Genomic DNA, 21223 nt, shown 5'->3' on the forward strand with positions numbered 1-21223 from the left:
TGTGCACGCCTAAATTCGAATGAGAATAGCGCAGGTCCCATTTTCCCTGGTGTTGGCGCAGTATTCGCGCACCCCGGCCTCGGTCGGGGTCATTTTTTTTCGGCATCCTGAACCCATTCGCGCAGCACCGCCACATCATGCCGCCACTCCTGTTTCAGCTCATCAATCCATTCCTGCACGTTGTCCCACCATGCCGGTAATTCCGGGCTCTGAATCTGTTTCGCCAGCAGTTGCAGGTGCTGTAACCCTACCGATCCGGCTGCCCCCTTAATTTTATGCCCCTCTTCCGCTATGCCTTTCTGATCGCGCGCCATCATATTGGAGTCGAGCACCGCCAGGTAACCCGGCATCATCTGTTCAAACATCGCCAGGCTTTGATGAATTAATGACGGTCCTACCAGTTCGATATATTGCTCAAGCATTGGCACATCGAGTAATGCCAGTTTTTTCTCATCCACCGCTATGTTCTCCTCACTTTCGTCGCTGTCGTCACTTTCCTGCCAGTCCCAGTATTTCTTAATCATGGCAGTAAGCGCTGGTACTGCCAGCGGCTTGCTGAGAACATCATCCATTCCGGCATCAAGATACTCACGTTTATCTTTCAGCACATTGGCGGTCAACGCGACCAGCGGTGGCAGGCGCCGGTTGGCAAAGCGCTGATGAATAGCACGCGCGACATCCAGCCCGGTCATATCCGGCAGCTGGATATCCAGCAGGACCAGATCAAACTCGTCGGGATCGAACATCTCCAGCGCCGCGCCGCCGGTCATTGCCACTTCCACACTATTGCCCAGCTTCTCCAGCACTGAACGCGCGACCACCACATTCAGTTCAATATCTTCCACCAGCAACACATGCAGCGCGGGAAGCGGCATTTCGTCTTCAGAGCGATCGTCCTCTGGCGCTTCGGCGATCTGTGGCGCATTAATCTCAACGGTAAAACAGGACCCCTGCCCCGGCGCGCTCTGCACGGTAATATCGCCGCCCATGTTCTGCGCCAGCCGGCGCGACACCGCCAGGCCGATACCGGTACCGGTCGCCGGTTTACCGCCGTGCTGATCTTTTACCTGGTAATACATGGCGAAGATTTTGTCCTGCTCGTCCTGCGGGATCCCCATACCGGAGTCCTGCACTTCAAAGCGCAGCCGCTCGCCCTGCGGCTGGTATTTGACGCGTACCACAATCTCGCCCTGCTGCGTGAACTTCACCGCATTGCCAATTAAATTCCACAGGATCTGCCGCAGACGCGTGCCGTCCGCAATAATTTTATGCGGCAGCGGCTGTTCCGGCCGCAGGATAAACTTCAGCCCCTTCGGCTGTACCAGCAGCCCGGAGAGGTTCTCAAGATCGGCGATAAAACTGGTAAAATCGAGCGGCTGATTATCAAGCTGCACTTTGCGACGCTCAATTTTATCCATCTCAATCACATCATTAAAAATATTGCCGAGCGTGATCGCCGACACATGAATGGTTTTCAGATACTTCAGCTGTTCCGGATTCAGATCGGTATCAAGCAGGATACGGCTCAGACCAACAATGCCGTTAAGCGGCGTACGCAGCTCGTGGCTGATGGTAGAGATAAATGTAGTCTTTTCCCTGCTGGCGTTCTCTAACGCGTCCTGATAGCGTTTACGCTCGGTAATATCGCGCCCGAACCCCATCAGTCCGCTACGTTTACCCACGCGGTCGTAATAGGGCACTTTACGAATTTCAAAACAGGCTTTGCGACCATCCGGATATTCCAGCCACTGTTCATAGGTCAGCGACACGTTATGGCGGAACACTTTCTCGTCCGTCTCCAGCACCTTGGTCGCCGCCTCGTCGTCATAAACATCCTTCGGCGTCAGGCCAATCAGCTGCTTTTCACTTTTGCCGGTAAGCAGCTCCATCGCGCGGTTACAGCCGGAAAACTGTTGATCGATATTGCGGTAGAACACCAGATCCGGGGAAGCATCAAGGAAAGAGCGCAGAAATGAAGACTGTTGCTCCAGCTCGATTTGCGCCTGTTCACGCCGCGCCATCTCTTCCTTCAGCTTGGCCATCACCTGCAGGCGCGCCTCCTCCGCTTTGATACGGTCGGCGATCTCCTGGTTAAGTTGGGTGATATTGCCCTGCATCTGCTGATTGAGTTCGAGATCGCGATGACGCATCTCCTCCAGCTTATCCACCAGCCGGGCCAGACGCTGTCGCGACTCTTCCAGCTGCTCGACCACCACCGAGAGGAAATAGACCGCCCAGGGGGTGATCAACAGACCAAAGAATACTGAGCGCACCATATCGATACTTTCCACGTGGCCACGCAGCAACATGGTCACCGCCATCTGCACCACCATCGCCAGTACCACCAGCGCTGAGGCCAGCAATAGCGAAAAGCGTACCAGTCCCAGTTTGACCATCAAATCAACGTAATACTGCGCTAATAACCGAATTTGCTTCATAACAGCTTCCTTCCTGGTCGATACGCATCATCATATCGTACTTTCACCCTGAACGCGGCGACGCCGCACCGGCGAATACCATGGCAAACTTGCACCAGAATAGTGCGAAAGCCGCAGCCGGCGTGGTTTAACGCATTTACCACAGAAAAGGTATTGACTAATTTTTGCAACCGCATAATCTGTTGGGCCGCCTCGGTAAATGGGCAATTGTCCGTAACTACTGCTTTTCAATGTGATGACCTTGTTCTGTCATCTGGCCTCCCCGTATCAAAACGAATAACCATTCATCTTTAGCGATGTTTTAATCATGTTTAGCATGATTAATTTTACTAATGATGAGCCGCTATTTGATTCAAATATCCGTTCAGTTTAAAAACAGTCTCATCCTGCGATTTTGCGGGGTTTATCAGCAGATAATGCTATAATTGAAGTCAGCACCAGCATGGTGCAGGTATTTGCTCACTGCACTATAGTGAGTCAGTTCACATTTCACTGGCAGCCATATGCCCCCCGATCCGGATAAAATTTGGCAACAAATTGATATATTACATGTAGATAACTGCAATAAAGCCTGAAAAAGCATAAGTAAGAACCGTATTTGACCTCTGTACGCTTTCCCGATAAGTTGGAAATCCGCTGGAAGCTTTCCTAACGGGCCAGTGTCTCGGCATATCTATGCAGCAAGAAGACTCCCGCATGATGCAAGTTATCTCTACTTATGAGACCCGGAAATAGAGAGCAGCCCCATTGACTGACTTTTATAATGTCTTTAGGTGAAATGCTCGGAGTAACGGCGTCCGCTGGTTAGCGGTTAAACAAATGATACAGAGCCCGGGAGTCTACTCAGCTGCGCTCTGTGCCTGAAACAACGTGGTAATGTCACAGCAGTAATTAAGGAGGCCCTCGATGTCCAATTCAAACCCATATCCCTATGGCTTGTATGATCCAGCAGATGAAAGTGATAGCTGTGGCGTGGGTTTCCTCACCCGTAAGGACGGCGAGCAGACCCATGAGATACTGCAGATGGCGCACAGCGCCCTTTGCACCGTACCTCATCGCGGGGGCATGTCAGCCGAAGGCGTGGGCGACGGAGCCGGGGTCAACGTTGATCTCTCGTTGCACTTCTTCCGCAAAATTACCGGTCAGCCGCTGGAGTCGGGTCGCTTTGGTGTCGGCAACTTCTTTGTGCCGAAAGATATCGAACTGCGCGCCAATGCAGAGCGTCTGGTAGAAGACATCCTGGCTTCTTACGGCCTTACCACCCTGTTAAAACGTGAAATGCCACTGGATGCCAGCATTCTGCGTCCGGCAGCCGTCCAATTCCAGTTACCGATTGTCCAGTGGGTGTTCACTGCCCCGCAGGATATCGCCGATCAGAGCGAGTTTGAAAAACGTATCTACCGCGCACTGCTTGATATCGAGTCTCGTGCCTTTACCGAGAGTGAATTTGGCGGGCTGTATCCGCTTTCTCTCTCCTCGCGGACGCAGGTATTTAAAGCACGCCTGAACTCCAATGAAGTGATCCCTTATTTCCAGGATCTGACCGATCCGGATCACCAGGTGCGCGGTCTGTTTTTCCATACCCGTTTTTCTACCAACACCGATCCGCACACCACGATGGCGCAACCGTTCCGTCTGATGGCGCATAACGGCGAGCTGAATACCGACCGCAAAAACCGTATTGCTGAAGCGGCCCTGGCGTTGGCGCGTGGCAAGAAAATTGTGCGTCCCAAAGGCCAGTCCGACAGTTCGCGCCTCGATCAGAGCATCCATAGCCGTCTGATGGAAGACGATCTGGATCTGATCACCGCGGTAGTGTCGATGATGCCACCCGCCTGGGAAAATGATGACTCCTTATCGCCGAATGTTCGCGCGATGCTCGAATACTTCTCCTTATATGAAGAGAAGAATGATGGCCCGGCGGCACTGATCTTCGGGAATGGCGAAATTATCGGCGCACGTCTCGACCGTCTCGGCCTGCGCCCGTTGCGCTCAGTGGAAACGGCGGAGTATATCGGCGCCATGTCAGAAGCCGGTCAGATCGCCTTCCCGCCGGAGAGTGTATTAAGACGCGGACGTATCGAAGCGGGCGGCATGCTCTATTACGATCACGGCGCCAAACGCAGCTACACCACCGTCGAGGCGCTGGAGAAACTGGCGGCTGAACAGGATTACCCGACGCTGCTGGCGCAATCGCGCGTTACATTAAAAGATCTGCCGGTCATTCCTGCGGAAGAACAGGGTTCGCCACTGCGTTATAGCGGCGATCTGAAGACCTATCAGCGTTTTGTGGCTTACTACTTCAATCAGGAAAGCTTCAAATTCATGATGGATCCGATGCTAAACACCGGTGCTGAAAAAATTTCAGCCATGGGCTATGGCAACGCGATCAATGGATTATCCGATCATGAAGGGGGAATGGCGCACTACTTCTCACAACGCTTTGCCCAGGTCACTAACCCGCCATTAGACTCCATTCGTGAAGTTGACGGCATGACGCTGCGCGTTGCCCTCGGGGCCAAACCGCATCTGGGACGGAGTAAGGGACGGCAGATTATTGTGCCAACCCCAATCCTGACCCATCTGGATATGCTGCAGCTACGCGAGCAGAACGTTGCCCCCTATGCACGTTTTGAAATGCTTTATCAGCCAGTGATCGGCAGCGATGCGCAAAGCCGTGCTAACAATGCGCAAGCGCTGGAAAACGCTATCGATGATCTGGCACAGCAGGTGGTCGACTTTGCCCGTCAGCAAGGGGGAATCGCGGTTATTACCGATCGCCATGTCTCCTCTACCCGTGCCGCAATGCCAATGCTGCTGGTCGTTTCCGCCATTAACCAGCGCCTGGTGCAGGAAGGTCTGCGTCTTGACGTCTCGCTGGTGGTTGAGAGCGGCCAGAGTATTTCATCGCACCACATTGCCGCTGCTCTCGGCTTTGGCGCCTCCGCAATCTACCCGCTGGGTGTGCAGATGCGTGCCGAAGAGAAATATGGCGAAGGCGAGGAAGGCAACAAGGCGTTTAAACGCTATGCCAAAGCGGCGGAAAAAGCACTGATGAAAACCATGGGCAAAGTAGGCCTGTGTACTGTCGAGAGCTACAGTTGCGGCGAATTTTTTGAGCCGAACTTCCTCGATACCACCGATCCGGTGCTGCACAAATATTTCCCGAATATCAGAACACCGGTCGGCGGAGCAGGCTTTGCCAATATCGCCCAGATGGCGGTGGACTGGCATCAGAGCGCATTAAAGATTCAGGGCGAATCCGAAGTTCCGCTGCTCGGTCTGTTTAAAGAACGTGCTGAAGGCGCCGGTCACTCGTACGGTACGATTGCGGTGCGGACCTTTATCGATATGACCGAGCAACCGATCCGCTTTGCCGATAAACCGCGCGAAGAAGATCAGTTTATTCGTCTGCTAACGCTGGCGAAGCTGGATAATGCCTTTAATATCAAAGCAAAATCATTTAAAGACAGCAGCTTCGAACGTATTCCGAACGAGGTTATTGATGCCTTTACCATTACGCCGGATTACCGTCAGTTCTCCAGCTTAATGCATGAAGAGCGTAAACGTCGTCCGGCGGCGCTGCGTGATATTCTCGCCTTCCCGGCGGACCTGACCCACGTCGATAGCATCGCGGAGTTCTCACGTAAACTGGGACGCTATGCGTTAATTAACAATGGTTTTGCGATTCGCGGACTGGTTTGCGAAACCAGCGAAGAGCGCGCCGGCCAATTCACCCTGCGCCTGACTGACGCGATTGACGGACTGAAACCGGAAAGCGAACGTCTGGCCGCACTGGCTACCGCCCTGAAAAACCGCTTCAGCAGTGAAATTGAGCGCTGTGAAATCGTGGCGGGCGCATTGCAGCTCACCGCGCACGGCAAAGCGGCTAACTATCTGTCACTGATTTTCACCACCTCACCTTCGTTGCCGTTAAGCGAAGTGCAACCAGCCAGTGAAATCACCCGCACCTTTGCTTCGGGCGCCATGAGTCACGGCGCCCTGGTAGCCCCGGCTCACGAAGCGGTGGCGCATGGCACCAATATGGTTGGCGGTATGAGTAACTGTGGTGAAGGTGGCGAACACTACTCCCGTCACGGGACTATCCGCGCATCGCGCATCAAGCAGCTGGCTTCCGGCCGCTTCGGCGTCTGGGCGGCTTATCTCGCCGACCCGATGCTGGAAGAGCTTGAGATCAAGATTGGCCAGGGTGCAAAACCAGGTGAAGGCGGTCAGTTGCCGTCGGCAAAAGTAACGGTAGAAATCGCGGCGGCCCGTGGCGGTACGCCTGGGGTGGAGCTGGTTTCCCCTCCTCCGCACCACGATACCTATTCAATCGAAGATTTGGCGCAGCTGATCCATGACTGCAAAGCGGCACGTGTGCGCGTTATTGTAAAACTGGTGTCATCAGAAGGTATCGGCACTATCGCCGTCGGCGTGGCGAAAGCCGGCGCAGATGTGATTAACGTAGCCGGTAACACCGGTGGTACCGGTGCGGCTTCGGTAACCAGTCTGAAATACACCGGACGTGTGGCGGAAATCGGTATCGCCGAAGTTCATCAGGCGTTATGTGCCAATGGCCTGCGTGAGAAAGTGATCTTACGTTGCTCCGGCGCACAGCAAACCGGTAGCGACGTAATGAAATCGGCGCTGCTTGGCGGCGACAGTTTTGAGTTCGGAACCACCGCATTGATGATGCTGAAGTGTGTAATGGCGAAAAACTGTAACGTTAAATGCCCTGCCGGTCTGACCACCAATGCAGAAGCATTTGATGGCGACCCGCGTCAGCTGGCGCAGTACTTTATCAACGTGGCACATGAAGTACGCGAAATGCTGGCCAGACTTGGTCTGCGTTCTCTGCGTGAAGCGCGTGGCCGTTCTGACTTACTGCACCTGATGGAGCACCCGCGTGAAGTTGGCAGACTCGATCTGCGCGCCATGCTGACAGTGGTTCCGGAGCAGAAAATCGCCCATCCGGTCTATCTGGAAAAAGATTTCGGGCTGGATGACCGCTGGTTAGAACAGCTGAATGCGGAACTGGTTGCCGAAGGCGCCACAGAAATCAATCTGGGCAACGGTATTACGCTGAATAACCGCAACAAAAGCGTCGCTGGCCAGTTATCTATCGATATTGAGCGCATGCTCAATCACCAGCTGGATGATGCGCAGCTGAAGAAGATTCCGGCGGCCCTGCGTGATGATCGTGGACGCCGTTATCTGGCTCCGGGTACAGTCAATATTACCACCTCTGGCTCTGCTGGCCAGTCGTTCGGGGTATTCTGCAATGACGGGATGCGGCTGGAGCACAGCGGTACCTGTAATGACGGTGTCGGTAAAGGGCAATGCGGCGGCGAAATTGTCGTCAGATCGCCTGGCGGTGGTTCACAGGATACTGACGGTAACGTACTGATTGGTAACTTTGCTCTGTTTGGCGCCACCGGCGGACGTCTGTTTGTGCAGGGCCAGGCGGGAGATCGCTTTGCGGTACGTAACTCCGGCGCCACTGCGGTGGTCGAAGGGGTCGGTGATTTCTGCTGCGAATATATGACTAACGGCGCCATCCTTAACCTGGGTACCTTCGGTAAAGGATTTGGTAATGGTATGAGCGGCGGTTTCGCCTACCAGTACGACCCGTATGGTGCCTTAGCGGGCCATGCCGCCGGTGACTCGGTACTGTTTGGCTCAATTGCCGAAGATGATGAGATGGCAAGAGTGCACAAGGCGGCGGTACTGACGATGCTTAACTGGCATCTGGAAGCCACCCGGTCAGTGCGTGCAGCCTGGCTGCTGGAGCACTGGGAAACCGAGTGCCAGAATTTTGTCTACGTGATGCCGCGCTCCTTACTGCTCTACCAGGATAGCGCGGAAATCCTGAAAGCAAAAACCCGTAAGGATCTGCTGGAAGAGCTGTCCACTGCGCTGGCCAGCCATCAGGTGACGAAATTCAAAAATGCCTGGCGTGACGGGCATACCATTGCCAATGGCGCGGTACCTGCTTATGGGGCAACCGATACACCAGAAATGTTCGTGTTGCTGAATAACTATACCGTACTCAGTTCAGCGCAACAGCTGGCGCTTTCACGGCTGCCGAAAGGCACGGCAGTGGAAGATGCCGCGATGGAGAAAGCCGTCCGTAATCTGTTGATGACGGAAGATTTCTCGTTAATCAGTAAGTTGCAGCGTCATGCCCGTGCTGCGATTGAAAACTATAGTGATGAAGAGCTTTCTTGCCTGATTGCCGCTAAACGCATGTCAGATTACAAGGCAGCACTGACGCAACGTAACATTCGTTCAATGGACAGTCTGGCCACTTATGGCTGGATAATTTATCAGGATGCACGCAACAGACAGGTTCTGGGACGACTGCCTGACTTTGAGGAACTGTTTGCCCGTGCCGCACTGCCAGAACTGGCGGCAGCGGTCGGCAAACTCTCCTGATTGCCAGCCTGTAATACCCGGAGTAATTCGGCTGGCAGCAAGGTGGTAAACTGCGGATCCCCGGCAGCACAGATAGCTATCTGACCGGGGTAAGCGCTTGCCGCCAGCGCATCCGCCGCCTGAAGTATGACGGGTATAATTGAATATTTACTGAACATGCTTAAACGGGATTGAGTACAGAAAACCCATGAAAATTCCTTATATTCCTGAAGATGCACCATTTAATGGTGAGCAGAAATATTGGCTGGCGGGTTTCCTCGCCGGGCTACATTCGCGCCTGCTGGTACTGGAAGACAAGCAGCAGATTGCCGCCGGTTCGGCGGCAGCTGCCACCACTCAGCTGCATATCCTGTTTGGTTCACAAACCGGTAATGCTGAAGCCTTAGCACAAAGTGCCGCCAAAGCGGCACGTGCCAAAGGCCTGGTGCCTGTGGTTCAGGGTCTGGGCGAAGTGGATATTGAAGTGTTCGCCACCATGCGTCATGTCCTGATCGTCACCTCCACCTATGGTGAAGGCGAAATGCCGGATAACGCCCAGCTATTCTGGCAGGCGCTTTCCGCCAGCACCGCGCCGCGTCTGGAGCAGATGCACTTTGCCGTACTGGCGATTGGCGACACCGGCTATGACGGGTTCTGCCAGGCGGGTAAATTCTTTGATATGCGTCTTGAGCAGCTCGGCGCCAGCCGGGTAACCGATCGTATTGACTGTGATATCGACTTTGAAGAGCCATCCAATCAGTGGATCGCGAGTTCAATGCCGATGTTTGCCGCCAGCGCCGGTAGCAGCGGCGCCGCTCTGGATAACCTGCCGGAAGCGCCGGTGATCCCAGGCAGCAACAAACAGAACCCGTATGCGGCAGCGTTAATCACCAATAAGCGCCTTTCCGCTGAGGATTCGGCGAAGGATATTCGTCATTTTGAATTTGATTTGACCGATAGCGGGCTCAAATACGAAGCGGGTGACGCACTCGGCGTGATCCCGGTGAATGATCCAACCCTGGTCAAATTACTGCTGACGCAGCTGAAGTCAGACTATGAGACGCCGGTTCCTGGCTTCGACAGAAGCTTAGGCGACCTGCTGACCTATCAGTTTGAAATTTCAGAGCCATCACGTAAATTGATTGAATGGGTCGGACAGAACACCACCAACCAGGAATTGCGTCATATCCTGCAGCACGACGACAAAGATACCATGGGTATCTGGCTGTGGGGCAAAGACACCCTTGACCTGCTGCAGCTGGAGCTGACCCGCTCACTGAGCGTAACTGAGTTTGTTGCGTTGTTACGTCCATTACAGCACCGCGCCTACTCAATCTCCTCCAGCCAGAAAGCACATCCGAATCAGGTGCATCTGACCATTGCCTCCGTACGCTATCACAGCGCCGGACGCGCACGTAATGGCGTCTGCTCAACGTACCTTGCGGAACGTGTTGGACGTGGTGAAAAGCCGGCGATCTTTATTTCGCCCAATAAGGCGTTCCGCGTTCCGGCAAATAGCGATGCGCCGCTGATCATGGTCGGTCCGGGCACCGGCATCGCTCCGTTCCGCGCATTCTTGCAGGAGCGTCAGGCATGCGATGCCAAAGGCAAGAACTGGCTGTTCTTTGGCGATCAGCACCAGCAGCATGATTACATCTATCAGGATGAGCTGACGGCATGGCAACAAACTGGTCTGCTCACCCGCCTCGACCTGGCGTTTTCACGCGATCAGGAAGAGAAGATCTATGTGCAGACCCGCATGCTGGAGCAGGGCGCTGAACTTTATGCCTGGCTGCAGGAAGGTGCTTACTTCTATGTATGCGGCGATGCATCCCGGATGGCCAAAGATGTCGACCGGGCGTTGTATCAGGTAATTACCCGCTTTGGCGGCCTGTCAGAAGAAGGCGCGGCGGAGTATGTCGACCAGTTGAAGAAAGAGAAGCGCTATTTGCGCGACGTCTACTGATCTTGTCCTGATTTATCATCATCATCATCACATGTAGGGGAGCCATTAATGGCTCCCTTCTATTAATGGCTCCCTTTTATTAATGGCTCCCTTTTATTAATGGCTCCCTTTTATTAATGGCTGCCTTTTATTTAGCTGCCATTTTTTATCGCTGCCGGTAAAAACGACTCAATTATCTGACAATCATCCCTGCCCGGTATTAGCCACTCCCGCCCCGCACTGAAGCTAAATCCGACGATATAAATCTCGCCAAATCTCTCTGCGGCCAGCACCTGCTCTGCCGTCGTCAGCTGGCAGGAATTGATGGCGTCACTACACTTTTTCCCGGGATATTTTTTCTCACGGAGTGAGTGCACTTATGGAAACTAACATCGCTACTGTCGCTACTGCCGACATCCGCCTTGCCCCGATCCAGCCGCAGCCGGCTGATTACCGCCCGCTGTCGGTGACAGCCATTACTAACGTCTCACGGTCATTACATCAGTGCCCCGCCGCCCCTCCCCATTTGTTGTGGGTAATCGATAATATCGATCGGGCAAATGCCTGGACGGATGACCGCTTTGAGATCATGCCCTATCTGATCGCCCTCTCCGGATTATTTCGTCAGGCGGACGCCGTGCTGGTTATCACTAACCAGCAAAACCGTGCGATGTATCTTATTGACTCCGCAACCGGCAAGGCGCTGGATCGGGAAAACTATCCGCAGTTGCTGCGGTCAGGCCGCCGGCTGGCGGTAGTCAGCGTCGGGCAACATCACTATCACGCCTGGTACGCCAGCGAAGGCAACGTCAGCTTTAGTGCTGACCCGGCAAACCCGGAGCTGATAGTTGTCAGTGCCGATGCGCATAACCGCTTTGTCGCTATCCCGGCAGAGGGTTTCTGTCTGACCGATGCGGCCGCCACCGCCTTACAGGCCGGATTTGACCGCTGGGAAACCACAGGCGGGATAAGCAAACAGCGCATTCAACAGGGCGGCCAGGGGCTGCGTGACAATATTAAACAGACGATATGCCACGAGGCGGCATCGCCGCAAATCGTGTGGGCCGAAGCGTTAATGGCAAAGCTGGAACGACAGCATCAGCCGCAGGAAGCATTGGCTACCGCCAGTGATGAGGATAGCTTCTTTGATGCCCGCGACCAGCAGCCATGGCTGTTGCCAGCTTCTGTGCAGGAGGCATCATGGCCACTCAATACCCTCGCCACACAGGTGAAAAACGCCATCCATTATCAACTTAGCCTGCTCAGCCGGGCCACCCTCGCCTCTAACTTACTCAATGTTATTCATCCCGATCTCAGCAAGCTGCTGGCCGCCGTACTGATATGCAGCCGCCAGGGAAGCGATATTCTCTGGCAGGCGGGTATTAGCGGAGGGGGGGAACTGCTTAACCGCCTGATTAATCTGGTCGCTGGCGCCACCTCAGGCGCAGCGATACTCACCAGCCTGCCGGCGCTATTGATCATCTGGTTGCAACGGCATCAGGTCTCCCTGAGCGAGGGGATTACCGACACCCTTATGGTACTCCTGAACACCGGCCTGACCCTCTGCGCGTATGAAGATATCGCGCAGCCCGGCTGGCTGGTAACACTTCACCATGAGGTAATTGAGCCAGCTGTGCAGTTGTGCCGCGATAGCGGCGTCACTGAAGTCGTCACCACCGGTATAACACTGATCCTCGCGCTGTATACCATGTTGCGCTTCAGCGGCTGCCTGGAGGGGAAAATGCCGACGGCCAACATCTTTAGCCATGGCATCAGGATCATTCAGGGCATCTGTCAATTATCGCAACAGAGTCAGGCGTTTCAGCGGATATATGACGCAGAAATGCAGCAGAAGCAGGCAAAAGCCTGGTACCAGCGCACCCATCCCGGCAGACCCGATGACGAATTCAGAGTAAATAAGGCGCTGGACCGCGCCGTGATTCGTGCCATGCCAAGAGAACTGCTGTGGCAAAGAGAGAGGCAGCAGGCGGAGAGTGCTGCTTCGGAGAATTATTACCAGCGATATCAGGATACCCGGCAGAAAATATTATCCCGCCAGCAGACCACCATGGATGAAGTCACGATTTCCCCGCTGAACCGTATTAACGAAGGGGGGATAGCGATCGGTGAGGCGTCATCAGCGGCAGAGAAAGCGGCTACCGTCCCGCTACTGGTTTCCAGCGCCACGGCGGTGGTGGCCGCAACCGCCACGCAGCACAACTGGTGGCATGGCCGCACCAGCTTATTCCTGCCCATCACCGTCGCCGGCGGCGTCACCTTGCTGGCCGGGGCGCGCTATATTCGTAACAGCTTAACGCCCCCCGCCGTCACGACTGAAACCGAAAACAATGCGCTCAATGCAGACAGCAATATTTGTCTCAGCGTCACCAATAACATCAGACAGTTGCTGCATTCCGATAAAACCGGTGTGACGCTGGCGGCAGAATTATTTGATTATCTGCTTGAGAAAGATGGTGATATCAACCTTTCCCATGCGGAACAGCTATTGAATAAGTTAAATGTCACCACTTTCAAAAGTACAGAACGCAACGAGATGAATGCGTATTTATTATATCTGCTATCAGTGATATTCACCCCGGCCAGCAGAAATCAACCAGTTGATATCAATAGCATTGTATTTTCCATGGGGCGAAAAATAAATTTCATCTGGATCCACTTTATTAACACCAAAAAAAACAGCGCCATCAAATTTATTCTGCAGGAATTACGCGTACATTGTGCCAAAGAGTATCTGGCGCTGGGCGTCTTTAGCCGTTCAGACATGAGTAAAATCACCGATTTCCTGATCTCCATGGTAGCGCCTGACTTGCTGTTTCTTGAGCGCAATGGCCGGGGAGAGGTACAATTTATTTCCAAAGAAATTTATTATATCTGGAATTATCTTGGTAAACAGTTCACCGATAACCTTTATGTCAGGAATGATGAATATGCCACCGCAGTTATTGACGGCAGAATTGATGCGTTTGTTATCGCCCGCATCAGAAGTTACCCCAGTTATAATACCACTACCGACCGGGAATACCTTGAGAATGCTTATAAAGACATTAATAATAAAATGTATGAATATCAGAAAAATGACACCAAACTTGAATTTATGCCGGTTATCTCGTTTGATGACATTATTAAAGTGGTATTCCCGGGTATTGACATCCACGTCGTGCAAGATTTTCACACCATAAAATTAAGAATTCAAACTCAGGGTCGTATTGAGGCGGAAATTCGCACCTTACAGAAATGTAAAAGTTTTCGCGATATTATACGTAACTTTGAGGATGGTTTTGGCGTATTATATCATTACCTGCCGGAAAAAATCCCTGAATCGTTACGTGATTATGTGCCTGGCGACGGAAAATTATTCACTCTGAAAGAACATTTGTCGTTATCCGAGTTGTATCAAAAATTCGATCAATCCTACCAGCAAATGATTGAGCAACATTGTGAAACCTATCGTTCGATTGTGGAATCAGCGTTTAAAATCCTGCCGGAAGAAGAGGCTGTCTTCCTCAATAATACCCAAACCAGGCTATACTCAATAGACGTTACGGTAAAAAGATTTAAATTATTACGTTATCTGCTACAGCCTGCCTGTTTAAATTTCCTCCCGCAATTTACAGAGCGCGTTTCTTACAATGAACGCCCCTATAACCTGGTGGGTAAAATATTTTTTGGCTATAACAGTCAGAAAAAAGAGAAACGTTATTATGCTCTGCATATTGAAGCCAGTCGCGTGCAACGCCAGCTACCTATAAAAAGGCTGGCGCTGAATAACACGGCGGATATATTTAACCCACAAGATCGCCTGCTCAATGAAATTTTTCTGTTTTTGGATGAGCAGTCTTTTTTTGATCCCTGCATCCAGGCGGAAAAACCTAACACCACGCTACTGAGCAGCTGGGATCAGACCGGTAAGTTTATCTCTCAACGCTTCGATTATTACCGTGGCCTGATATGCGAAGCGGTCAGAAACCCGCGGGAAATAATTATATCTTACAATGAAAGGCGTGTTGGCGATCAGAATACCACTCCGCTGAATGCGTTAATCAATGAGATAACCGACAACCGTAAAAAACTGCTGACTCATTTAAAAGCAAAGGCGCATAACCCAACTAAAGTCGAACAGGATAAAGAAAAGGGGATATTAATGCAGCTGGCAGAGCTGTTCCCGTTTTACAATTGTTTTGAACTGTTTCGCGATATTTTCTTTATCAAGCAGGATGTCACCCCACCTTCAATGCTGATTCCGGCGTTCCAGACCACCATCTGCGCTGCCGATTTTTATATGGCCTATGGCATCAAGAAAAACCTCGCCTCATTGCTGCAATCCCTGCGAACAATCTATATCCAGCGCTGGATGCGGAAAAATGAATTAAGCGTACTGAATTTACAGCTTGAAGAAGCCATTATTCAATCCTCTCCTGTCAGTCATGTAAAACCGATTCGTGAAAAAATCCGACAGTCAGCCGATAACATGAATTTTCTTGATAATCAAATTATCGAATCACACCACGAGATTCGGCGAATTATGGGAAGTCTGTTATCCATCCCCGTTTATATTGCCTTTCCCTATCTGTCATTAAGTACCCGCAAGGGATTTTTATCCGCCAATATCCCGTGGGGGGTTAATGTTGCGAAAATGTTTGCTAAAGATATTTATTCAAGAAATAAAGTCAGTGAATTACAGGTCCCCTGGAGTAACCCTCAGGCTGCGGAGTCAGTGGAGAATGAAAAATATATCCTCCCGCATCCCAGGGAGATAAATGTGACCTGTGAGGTATCGTCTGCACGGCCGGATAATACCCTCCTCGATATTTTCGATCTGCGTGGTATAAATCCCACGCTCTATCAGAAATTGTTCTTCGTTGCTCTCAGCGATCCAAATCCAGCCGCGATCATTGGCGCAGCAGAAAATGGCGGATGGATAATTCCCGAACGTTATAACCAGATGGCCATGTTTTGTTTTATCTCTCTGACTATACCAGCACGCAGTTATACCAATATGATTTTAGCGAAAGAGGATTATTATAAGACCGACAAAAGAAAACATATCAAGATTACCGAAGAGGCTCTCTATCGTTATTATGCTGATTTTCTCAGCAGGCCTTATATCAATCCGCCGGTGGAGATAACCAGCGACCAGAAAATGCTTATCGACCAGACGATAAAAACCATTAAAGCGCTGCTGACCAGCAACGTTCAGGGCGTTGAACTGAGTTATCTGTTTATGATTCAGTATCTGTTGATGAGTGAAGATATGGCGGCGCTGTGGCAAACAATGAACGGCAAGGTAAGCGATCAGCAACGTAAGTGGGATCTGATGCTGCAGGATTTGTCTTATAACCTGGAAAAATTCACTATTTATGGCGCCAGTCATAACCCGACGCAGAAGAAATTTCATGCGGCGGTAATTAAGCACTTTTTTCACTACTGCAAACAGAGTATCGCCAGTAACGACGCTAATATCACGCTGTTCAGCCCTAACATTGAGACATTCCTGCAGCGGCTTGAGCAATACCTTGACCAGCACCCGGACGCCATCGCCCCCACGCTCGCCAGCTTCACCAGCAACTGGCTCCAGCTGGAGCAGGATATTTCAGCGATTTATCACGCATTCGCCCGGGTTGAATACAGCGCCAAAGCACTGGCCGGCTTCCCGGTGGACAAATGGCGTGAAAAGAGTGCGCAGGAGGCCTGGCAGATGGCATTGCAGACCTATCTGTTTCCGGAAATGCACTATGAAATGCTGACGCCAGTACTTAACCATGCGACGGAATTTTTAAGCCAGAGCTGGCAGCAGCGGCAGATTCACGCCGACCGCAAGCTGGCAATCATCAGTAATGGTGTGGTCAATCCGCTGTTTATTGATGACGTAAGCAAGGCGCTGACAACAAGCTGCGCCCTGTATCCGCGGCTGTTCTTCTGCCAGGTGTATCTCACCGATAATGGCTACTGGTTTACCTTTCTGACCAACGATTTTATGTCAGAACCCCATCACCGCCCGCGGCGCCAGCTACACTCATTGTGGCCCTCATGGCCGCTTTCTGCGTTCGACACCGCGGGGTTTAATGAAACGGTGGTGTTAGCGACCAAACAGCTACAGACCTCACTGAAACCCGACATTCATTTTAATAACCAGCCGCTGTACCAAAAACAACTGATTAACGTGCTCAATACTTTTATCCGCTTCGCATCGCGCCCTTTTCATCAGCGTTTACGCGGGCACGAGTTAGACAAACGACCTTTGCCAGAGAGTGCCACTCAGCGCGATGCCATCGAGCTGATTAACAGCGTGATTGATGCGCAGGGTAATATTGTCGATTACCAGCTCTGTGTATTATGTCGCTATCTGCCGCCGCTGGATGTTGCGGATCGCTACCCGCTACTGCGGCTATTAAGCGATCTCCTGCACATGACTTCCGCGGCGACCGCGAATTTATACGAATTTATCGCCGATCATCTGCAAATCCAGCTCGCGGATCCGCAACTCAGCCTCTCCAGGTTGTCAGAACTCAGTTTTAGCGAAAAACTGATTAGTGATATCTACCGTCGTTACCTGCCACAGCTGAAGAGTAACGCTGAAGAAACCCAACATGCGCTACGCCGTTATATCACCGCCACTTTGCGCCATCTGCTCTCTTTCTCCAACGATCTGGCTGATGTGGAAGCCTTACTGGCAACTGCGCCGTTAACCAGCCACTCATCACAACTACTTAGCCTCGGAGCGATTATTTCCCGGCAGCTCCGGGCAGAAAACAGCCCGCCAGAGGAGCTGCTGCGCCTCGCCTGGGCCGCTCAGCATGACGCGGGTCTGTTGTCACTGCGGGAAACCGCCATCCACCAACTGGCGCTGGTCAGCGGCGCCAGGCCCGGGACGGAGGGGCATCAGGTGAACGATGCCCTGAAGGCGATGGCCGCAAATGTGAAAAAAGCGGCGGAAACACAACAACATATTTTTAGCTGCCTCGAAGCCAGTCAGCGTCTGGCGCTGTTTCTCCATCGGTTGACACTCTCTTCGCTGCCTGAAGATGTGTGGCTACAATTGCGTGCGCTGATAACCGCTGCGCTGCAGAACCAGCGTAAACTGCTGCAACTCACCCTGCATCAACTGGCTGCCAATGAAATCCACCGCCTTAACCAGGCGCTGAAAAGCGGCAAGCTGCAAGCCACCTGGCATCTGGCAGCGCAAAGCCCCCTCGCCTATGCACAGGTTGCCGGGTTTGCCTTTAACGTCATTAACCAGCAGGGCATTTTACTGCCGCTTGGCAACCCACAATCTGTACCGCTGATCTTTCGTCAACAGCCGCTGCAGGCGACAAAAGAGGCGTTAGCGCAACTCTGCTTTAGTTTTACGACGACCAATCGCACCTTGCTGGAACCGGTGAAAATCACCTTGCCGGCGGTTTCGCAGACCGACAGCCAGCCGGTAGCAGAACCTGCAACGGTGCTGTCTGACTGGATGCATAGCGAGTTACAGACCCGCGTAAACGCGCTGGCGCACAGCGGTGATGAAAGCGCATTTATCCAGTTAAAAGAGACATTAAACAGCTGGCTAACGCAGCATCTGTTTTTCTTTGGCCAGGACGATGCCAGCCATTACCATTTTATCCCGGAACAGAATGAACATCTCAGCGCCATTGCCGCCCATGCGGATATAGCGCAGTGGCTGCAGCAGAATAATAGCGATATCACGGGCTCATCCCCAGCCAGTCGCTTCAGTCAGGCGATCAGCGAGGTAATGGGTGCCAGCACCGACTGGCCTGCGCTGGTAAACCTGTTAAGATCAACCACGCCGACATACGGCACAACACCGCTGGCCAGTCTGCCGGAAAAGGGTTTCGCCGGTTTCTGGTGGGATCCGCTGAGCCGCCTCTGCTACCTCGGCTGGCAGGCAGAAGGCAAACGTCTGCTGTACGCCAGTCTGATCGAAAATCGCGAAGCTTTATACCTGCTGACAGATGACGAGACCATTTCGCCGATCTGGCCATCCTTAACGCTGTTTGACTGGCTGCAACAGGATATTCAGGCATTGCGCCGTGGCGCCATCACGGTACAGCGCTTTTTTGATAATTCCATACCGCTGGCATGGCAGCTGCAATGCGCTATGGCTGAGGCATTTCCGTTGCCCGCCGGCGCCATCCGTCATCCCTTATTAGCAGCGGTATATACCCACGGGCGCGGCAAACAACAGCAAAGCTATTTTTCTCCGGGCATCAGTGATGCCGTGATCCCGGTAACGGTGACGGAGTTACCCGGCGCGGGGTTTCGTATCGATTTTTCCCCGCGGCAGGGTAAAGCCTCACCCGATCTCTCCTTTACCCTGGAAACCAATCCGCCTGAAGTCGCACAGGAAGGTAAATGGACAGTTACGCCGCATGAAGGCTGGCAGCTACTTGCAGAGCGCAACGCCAGTCAGCTTATTCAGCAGGGTATTTTTTCCCCCACCGCCTATTTGCAGTGGGGAAATGGCAGCGATGGCCAGCCCGCCATGCTGCCGGCTTCCCGTCTCCTGCAACGCAGTGACGGAAGCCTGGTGTTTATGTTTAGTGAAGATAACTACCGGCATATCAGTTACCGCATCCTCGATGACGGCGGCAAACTACAGCCATCCCCCACCTTCACCAGCGAGTTTCCCCATGCGATTATGGCAGCCAACGCGCAGCAGTTTAATCTCGCTATTGACCGTATTATCGCTGAACAGCGCAGCGCTGATTACTGGTTATTACTCCAGCCCGGGGAGCAGCAACGTGCTGAATCGGATCTGGCCAGCTCCCAGGATGCGCGGTGGACAGCGATAATAGCCGCCAGCAGCGCCATTGACGATATTCCGTTTCGCTTTGGCAACAACCGCGAAGCAGTAAGCGAGCTATTTAATATCATTATCCGCTTACGCTCATTTGGCCGGGATTTTTATCGCGAGGTAAAACAGAATGCAAAACAGGAAAATACCGATCTCAGTATCGGTGGTCTGCTATGGGAGATCTTCGACTGGCGCGATATCGACCTGTACAACCCTGCTGAATGCGACGCGGCGCTGAGGAAAATTGCGCTGGAGAAACAGCTGCTAACCACCATGCAGGCCGGGATCGCCGCCGACAATTATCTGCATTACCACTCCGAAAAACTGCAGGTGTGGATTAAGCAAAGTATCGAACTGATGACGCGCGCCACCACGGCGATTGGCTTTATTAAGGGTATAACGCAGCATGCATCCTCCGCGACCGATGCGGTGCAGAATTTGCAACGCCAGCACTTCGCACAAAATTATTTTTTCAGTTATTACAATCAGCAGCTGCATGCCAGCGCCGATCTGTTTCAGCAACCGTGGCTATCGGTGCGCGATAGCCGCCTGGCGCCTGGCGCAAACCAGAGCTGGCAGCAGGCGCTGGACCAACTCCACACCCTGGCAACAGAGTTGCCGCTACAGGAGAAGACGTTAGATCGCCTGCTGACGTTGCCTGATGTTCTGTGGCAGGCGCCAGAGATGCAGCAGGCTGCACAACAGTGGCTAAACACCTGCCAGCGCCTGGTAAACTACTGGCGCACGCCGCAGCGCGCTGAGCAAATAATAGTATTGCGGCCGAAAGCCTCGGCACAGGATATGGTGTTTATGCCGCAGAAATATCACTGGCCGATTCGCCTGATTCTGACCGCCGGGAAAGGCGATCCGACAGGTAATCAAACCGAAGGCGTGGCGCCAGCGTGGCGGATAAGTATGGAGCAACACGAAGATTTATTACTGATAAAGCCGGGCCCCGCTGCTGCTGATAATGCGGAACCGCGTCTGGCGGGCATCAATGCGCAGCCGGGCAATGCACGCCATTTTGTCGCCTGGACCCGACTACGCCTCTCCAGTCCGTGGGCGCTGGGCGAGTTTTCCGGTAGCGCCTTCTGGTCACGTTTACAGGATCGTATCCAGCTGGCCATCACTGACGCAACCACTGACTGGGGCGAGGAAGAGCGTGAGTTCTTCGCCCTGCCGGATACCGCTGACTTTCTGCAGGAAAGTCTTACGCTGCCACTTGAACCGCGCCGCTACGGTCTGTTTCTCCGCCAGTTATTTAACAGCAATGTGCTGTTTACCCGGCTGATTATGACCGATGTGGAAATGCTGTTTGGTTTGCTGTGTGACCATTTTGTCGTGCAACATCCCGATCGCGCCAGCGAGGACCTGTCTAAGGCCTGGTTTCTGTTTCAGCAAACCGCTGAGCAGCAACAGTCTGAGGGGGACGAGCAACCGTCGATCTGGCTTCTTGGCGTGTAACCCGTTGCCAAAAAACGGCCGCCATTAATAAAAGGGAGCCATTAAAAAGGAAAAAGGGAGCCATTAAAAAGGGAGCCATTAAAAAGGGAGCCATTAAAAAGGGAGCCATTAATGGCTCCCCTACAGCTACAGCTATATACGTCA

4 protein-coding genes are annotated in these 21223 nt (G+C 52.7%); 3 read left to right on the plus strand and 1 reads right to left on the minus strand.

The annotated features are described in order from the left end of the window. Positions 1 to 89 precede the first annotated feature (89 nt). Entirely contained in the window at positions 90 to 2438 is a 2349-nt protein-coding gene (gene arcB / locus JWF83_RS02335) for an aerobic respiration two-component sensor histidine kinase ArcB (protein ID WP_413648347.1), read from the minus strand. 906 nt (positions 2439 to 3344) lie between these two features. Between arcB and JWF83_RS02340 the strand changes: the two genes are divergently transcribed. From JWF83_RS02340 to JWF83_RS02350, 3 genes are all read left to right on the plus strand, one after another. Next, positions 3345 to 8876 carry a glutamate synthase-related protein gene (locus tag JWF83_RS02340; protein WP_413648348.1) on the plus strand — a complete coding sequence of 1844 codons (5532 nt, stop codon included), beginning with the start codon at positions 3345 to 3347 and terminating at the stop codon, positions 8874 to 8876. A gap of 187 nt (positions 8877 to 9063) precedes the next feature. Then, positions 9064 to 10821, plus strand: coding sequence for a sulfite reductase subunit alpha (locus tag JWF83_RS02345; protein WP_413648350.1), 1758 nt, complete (start codon positions 9064 to 9066; stop codon positions 10819 to 10821). Positions 10822 to 11179: 358 nt separating this feature from the next. Then, positions 11180 to 21079 carry a hypothetical protein gene (locus tag JWF83_RS02350; protein ID WP_413648352.1) on the plus strand — a complete coding sequence of 3300 codons (9900 nt, stop codon included), beginning with the start codon at positions 11180 to 11182 and terminating at the stop codon, positions 21077 to 21079. The last annotated feature ends 144 nt before the right edge of the window (positions 21080 to 21223 follow it).

The organism is Pantoea sp. B65, from assembly GCF_047308185.1.
Lineage (GTDB): Bacteria > Pseudomonadota > Gammaproteobacteria > Enterobacterales > Enterobacteriaceae > Erwinia.

What these genes read in the sequence shown, in the direction of transcription:
- JWF83_RS02340 (WP_413648348.1), top strand. Translation starts at nt 3,345, where the DNA reads ATGTCCAATTCAAACCCATATCCCTATGGCTTGTATGATCCAGCAGAT.
- JWF83_RS02345 (WP_413648350.1), top strand. Translation starts at nt 9,064, where the DNA reads ATGAAAATTCCTTATATTCCTGAAGATGCACCATTTAATGGTGAGCAG.
- JWF83_RS02350 (WP_413648352.1), top strand. Translation starts at nt 11,180, where the DNA reads ATGGAAACTAACATCGCTACTGTCGCTACTGCCGACATCCGCCTTGCC.
- arcB (WP_413648347.1), bottom strand. Translation starts at nt 2,438, where the DNA reads ATGAAGCAAATTCGGTTATTAGCGCAGTATTACGTTGATTTGATGGTC.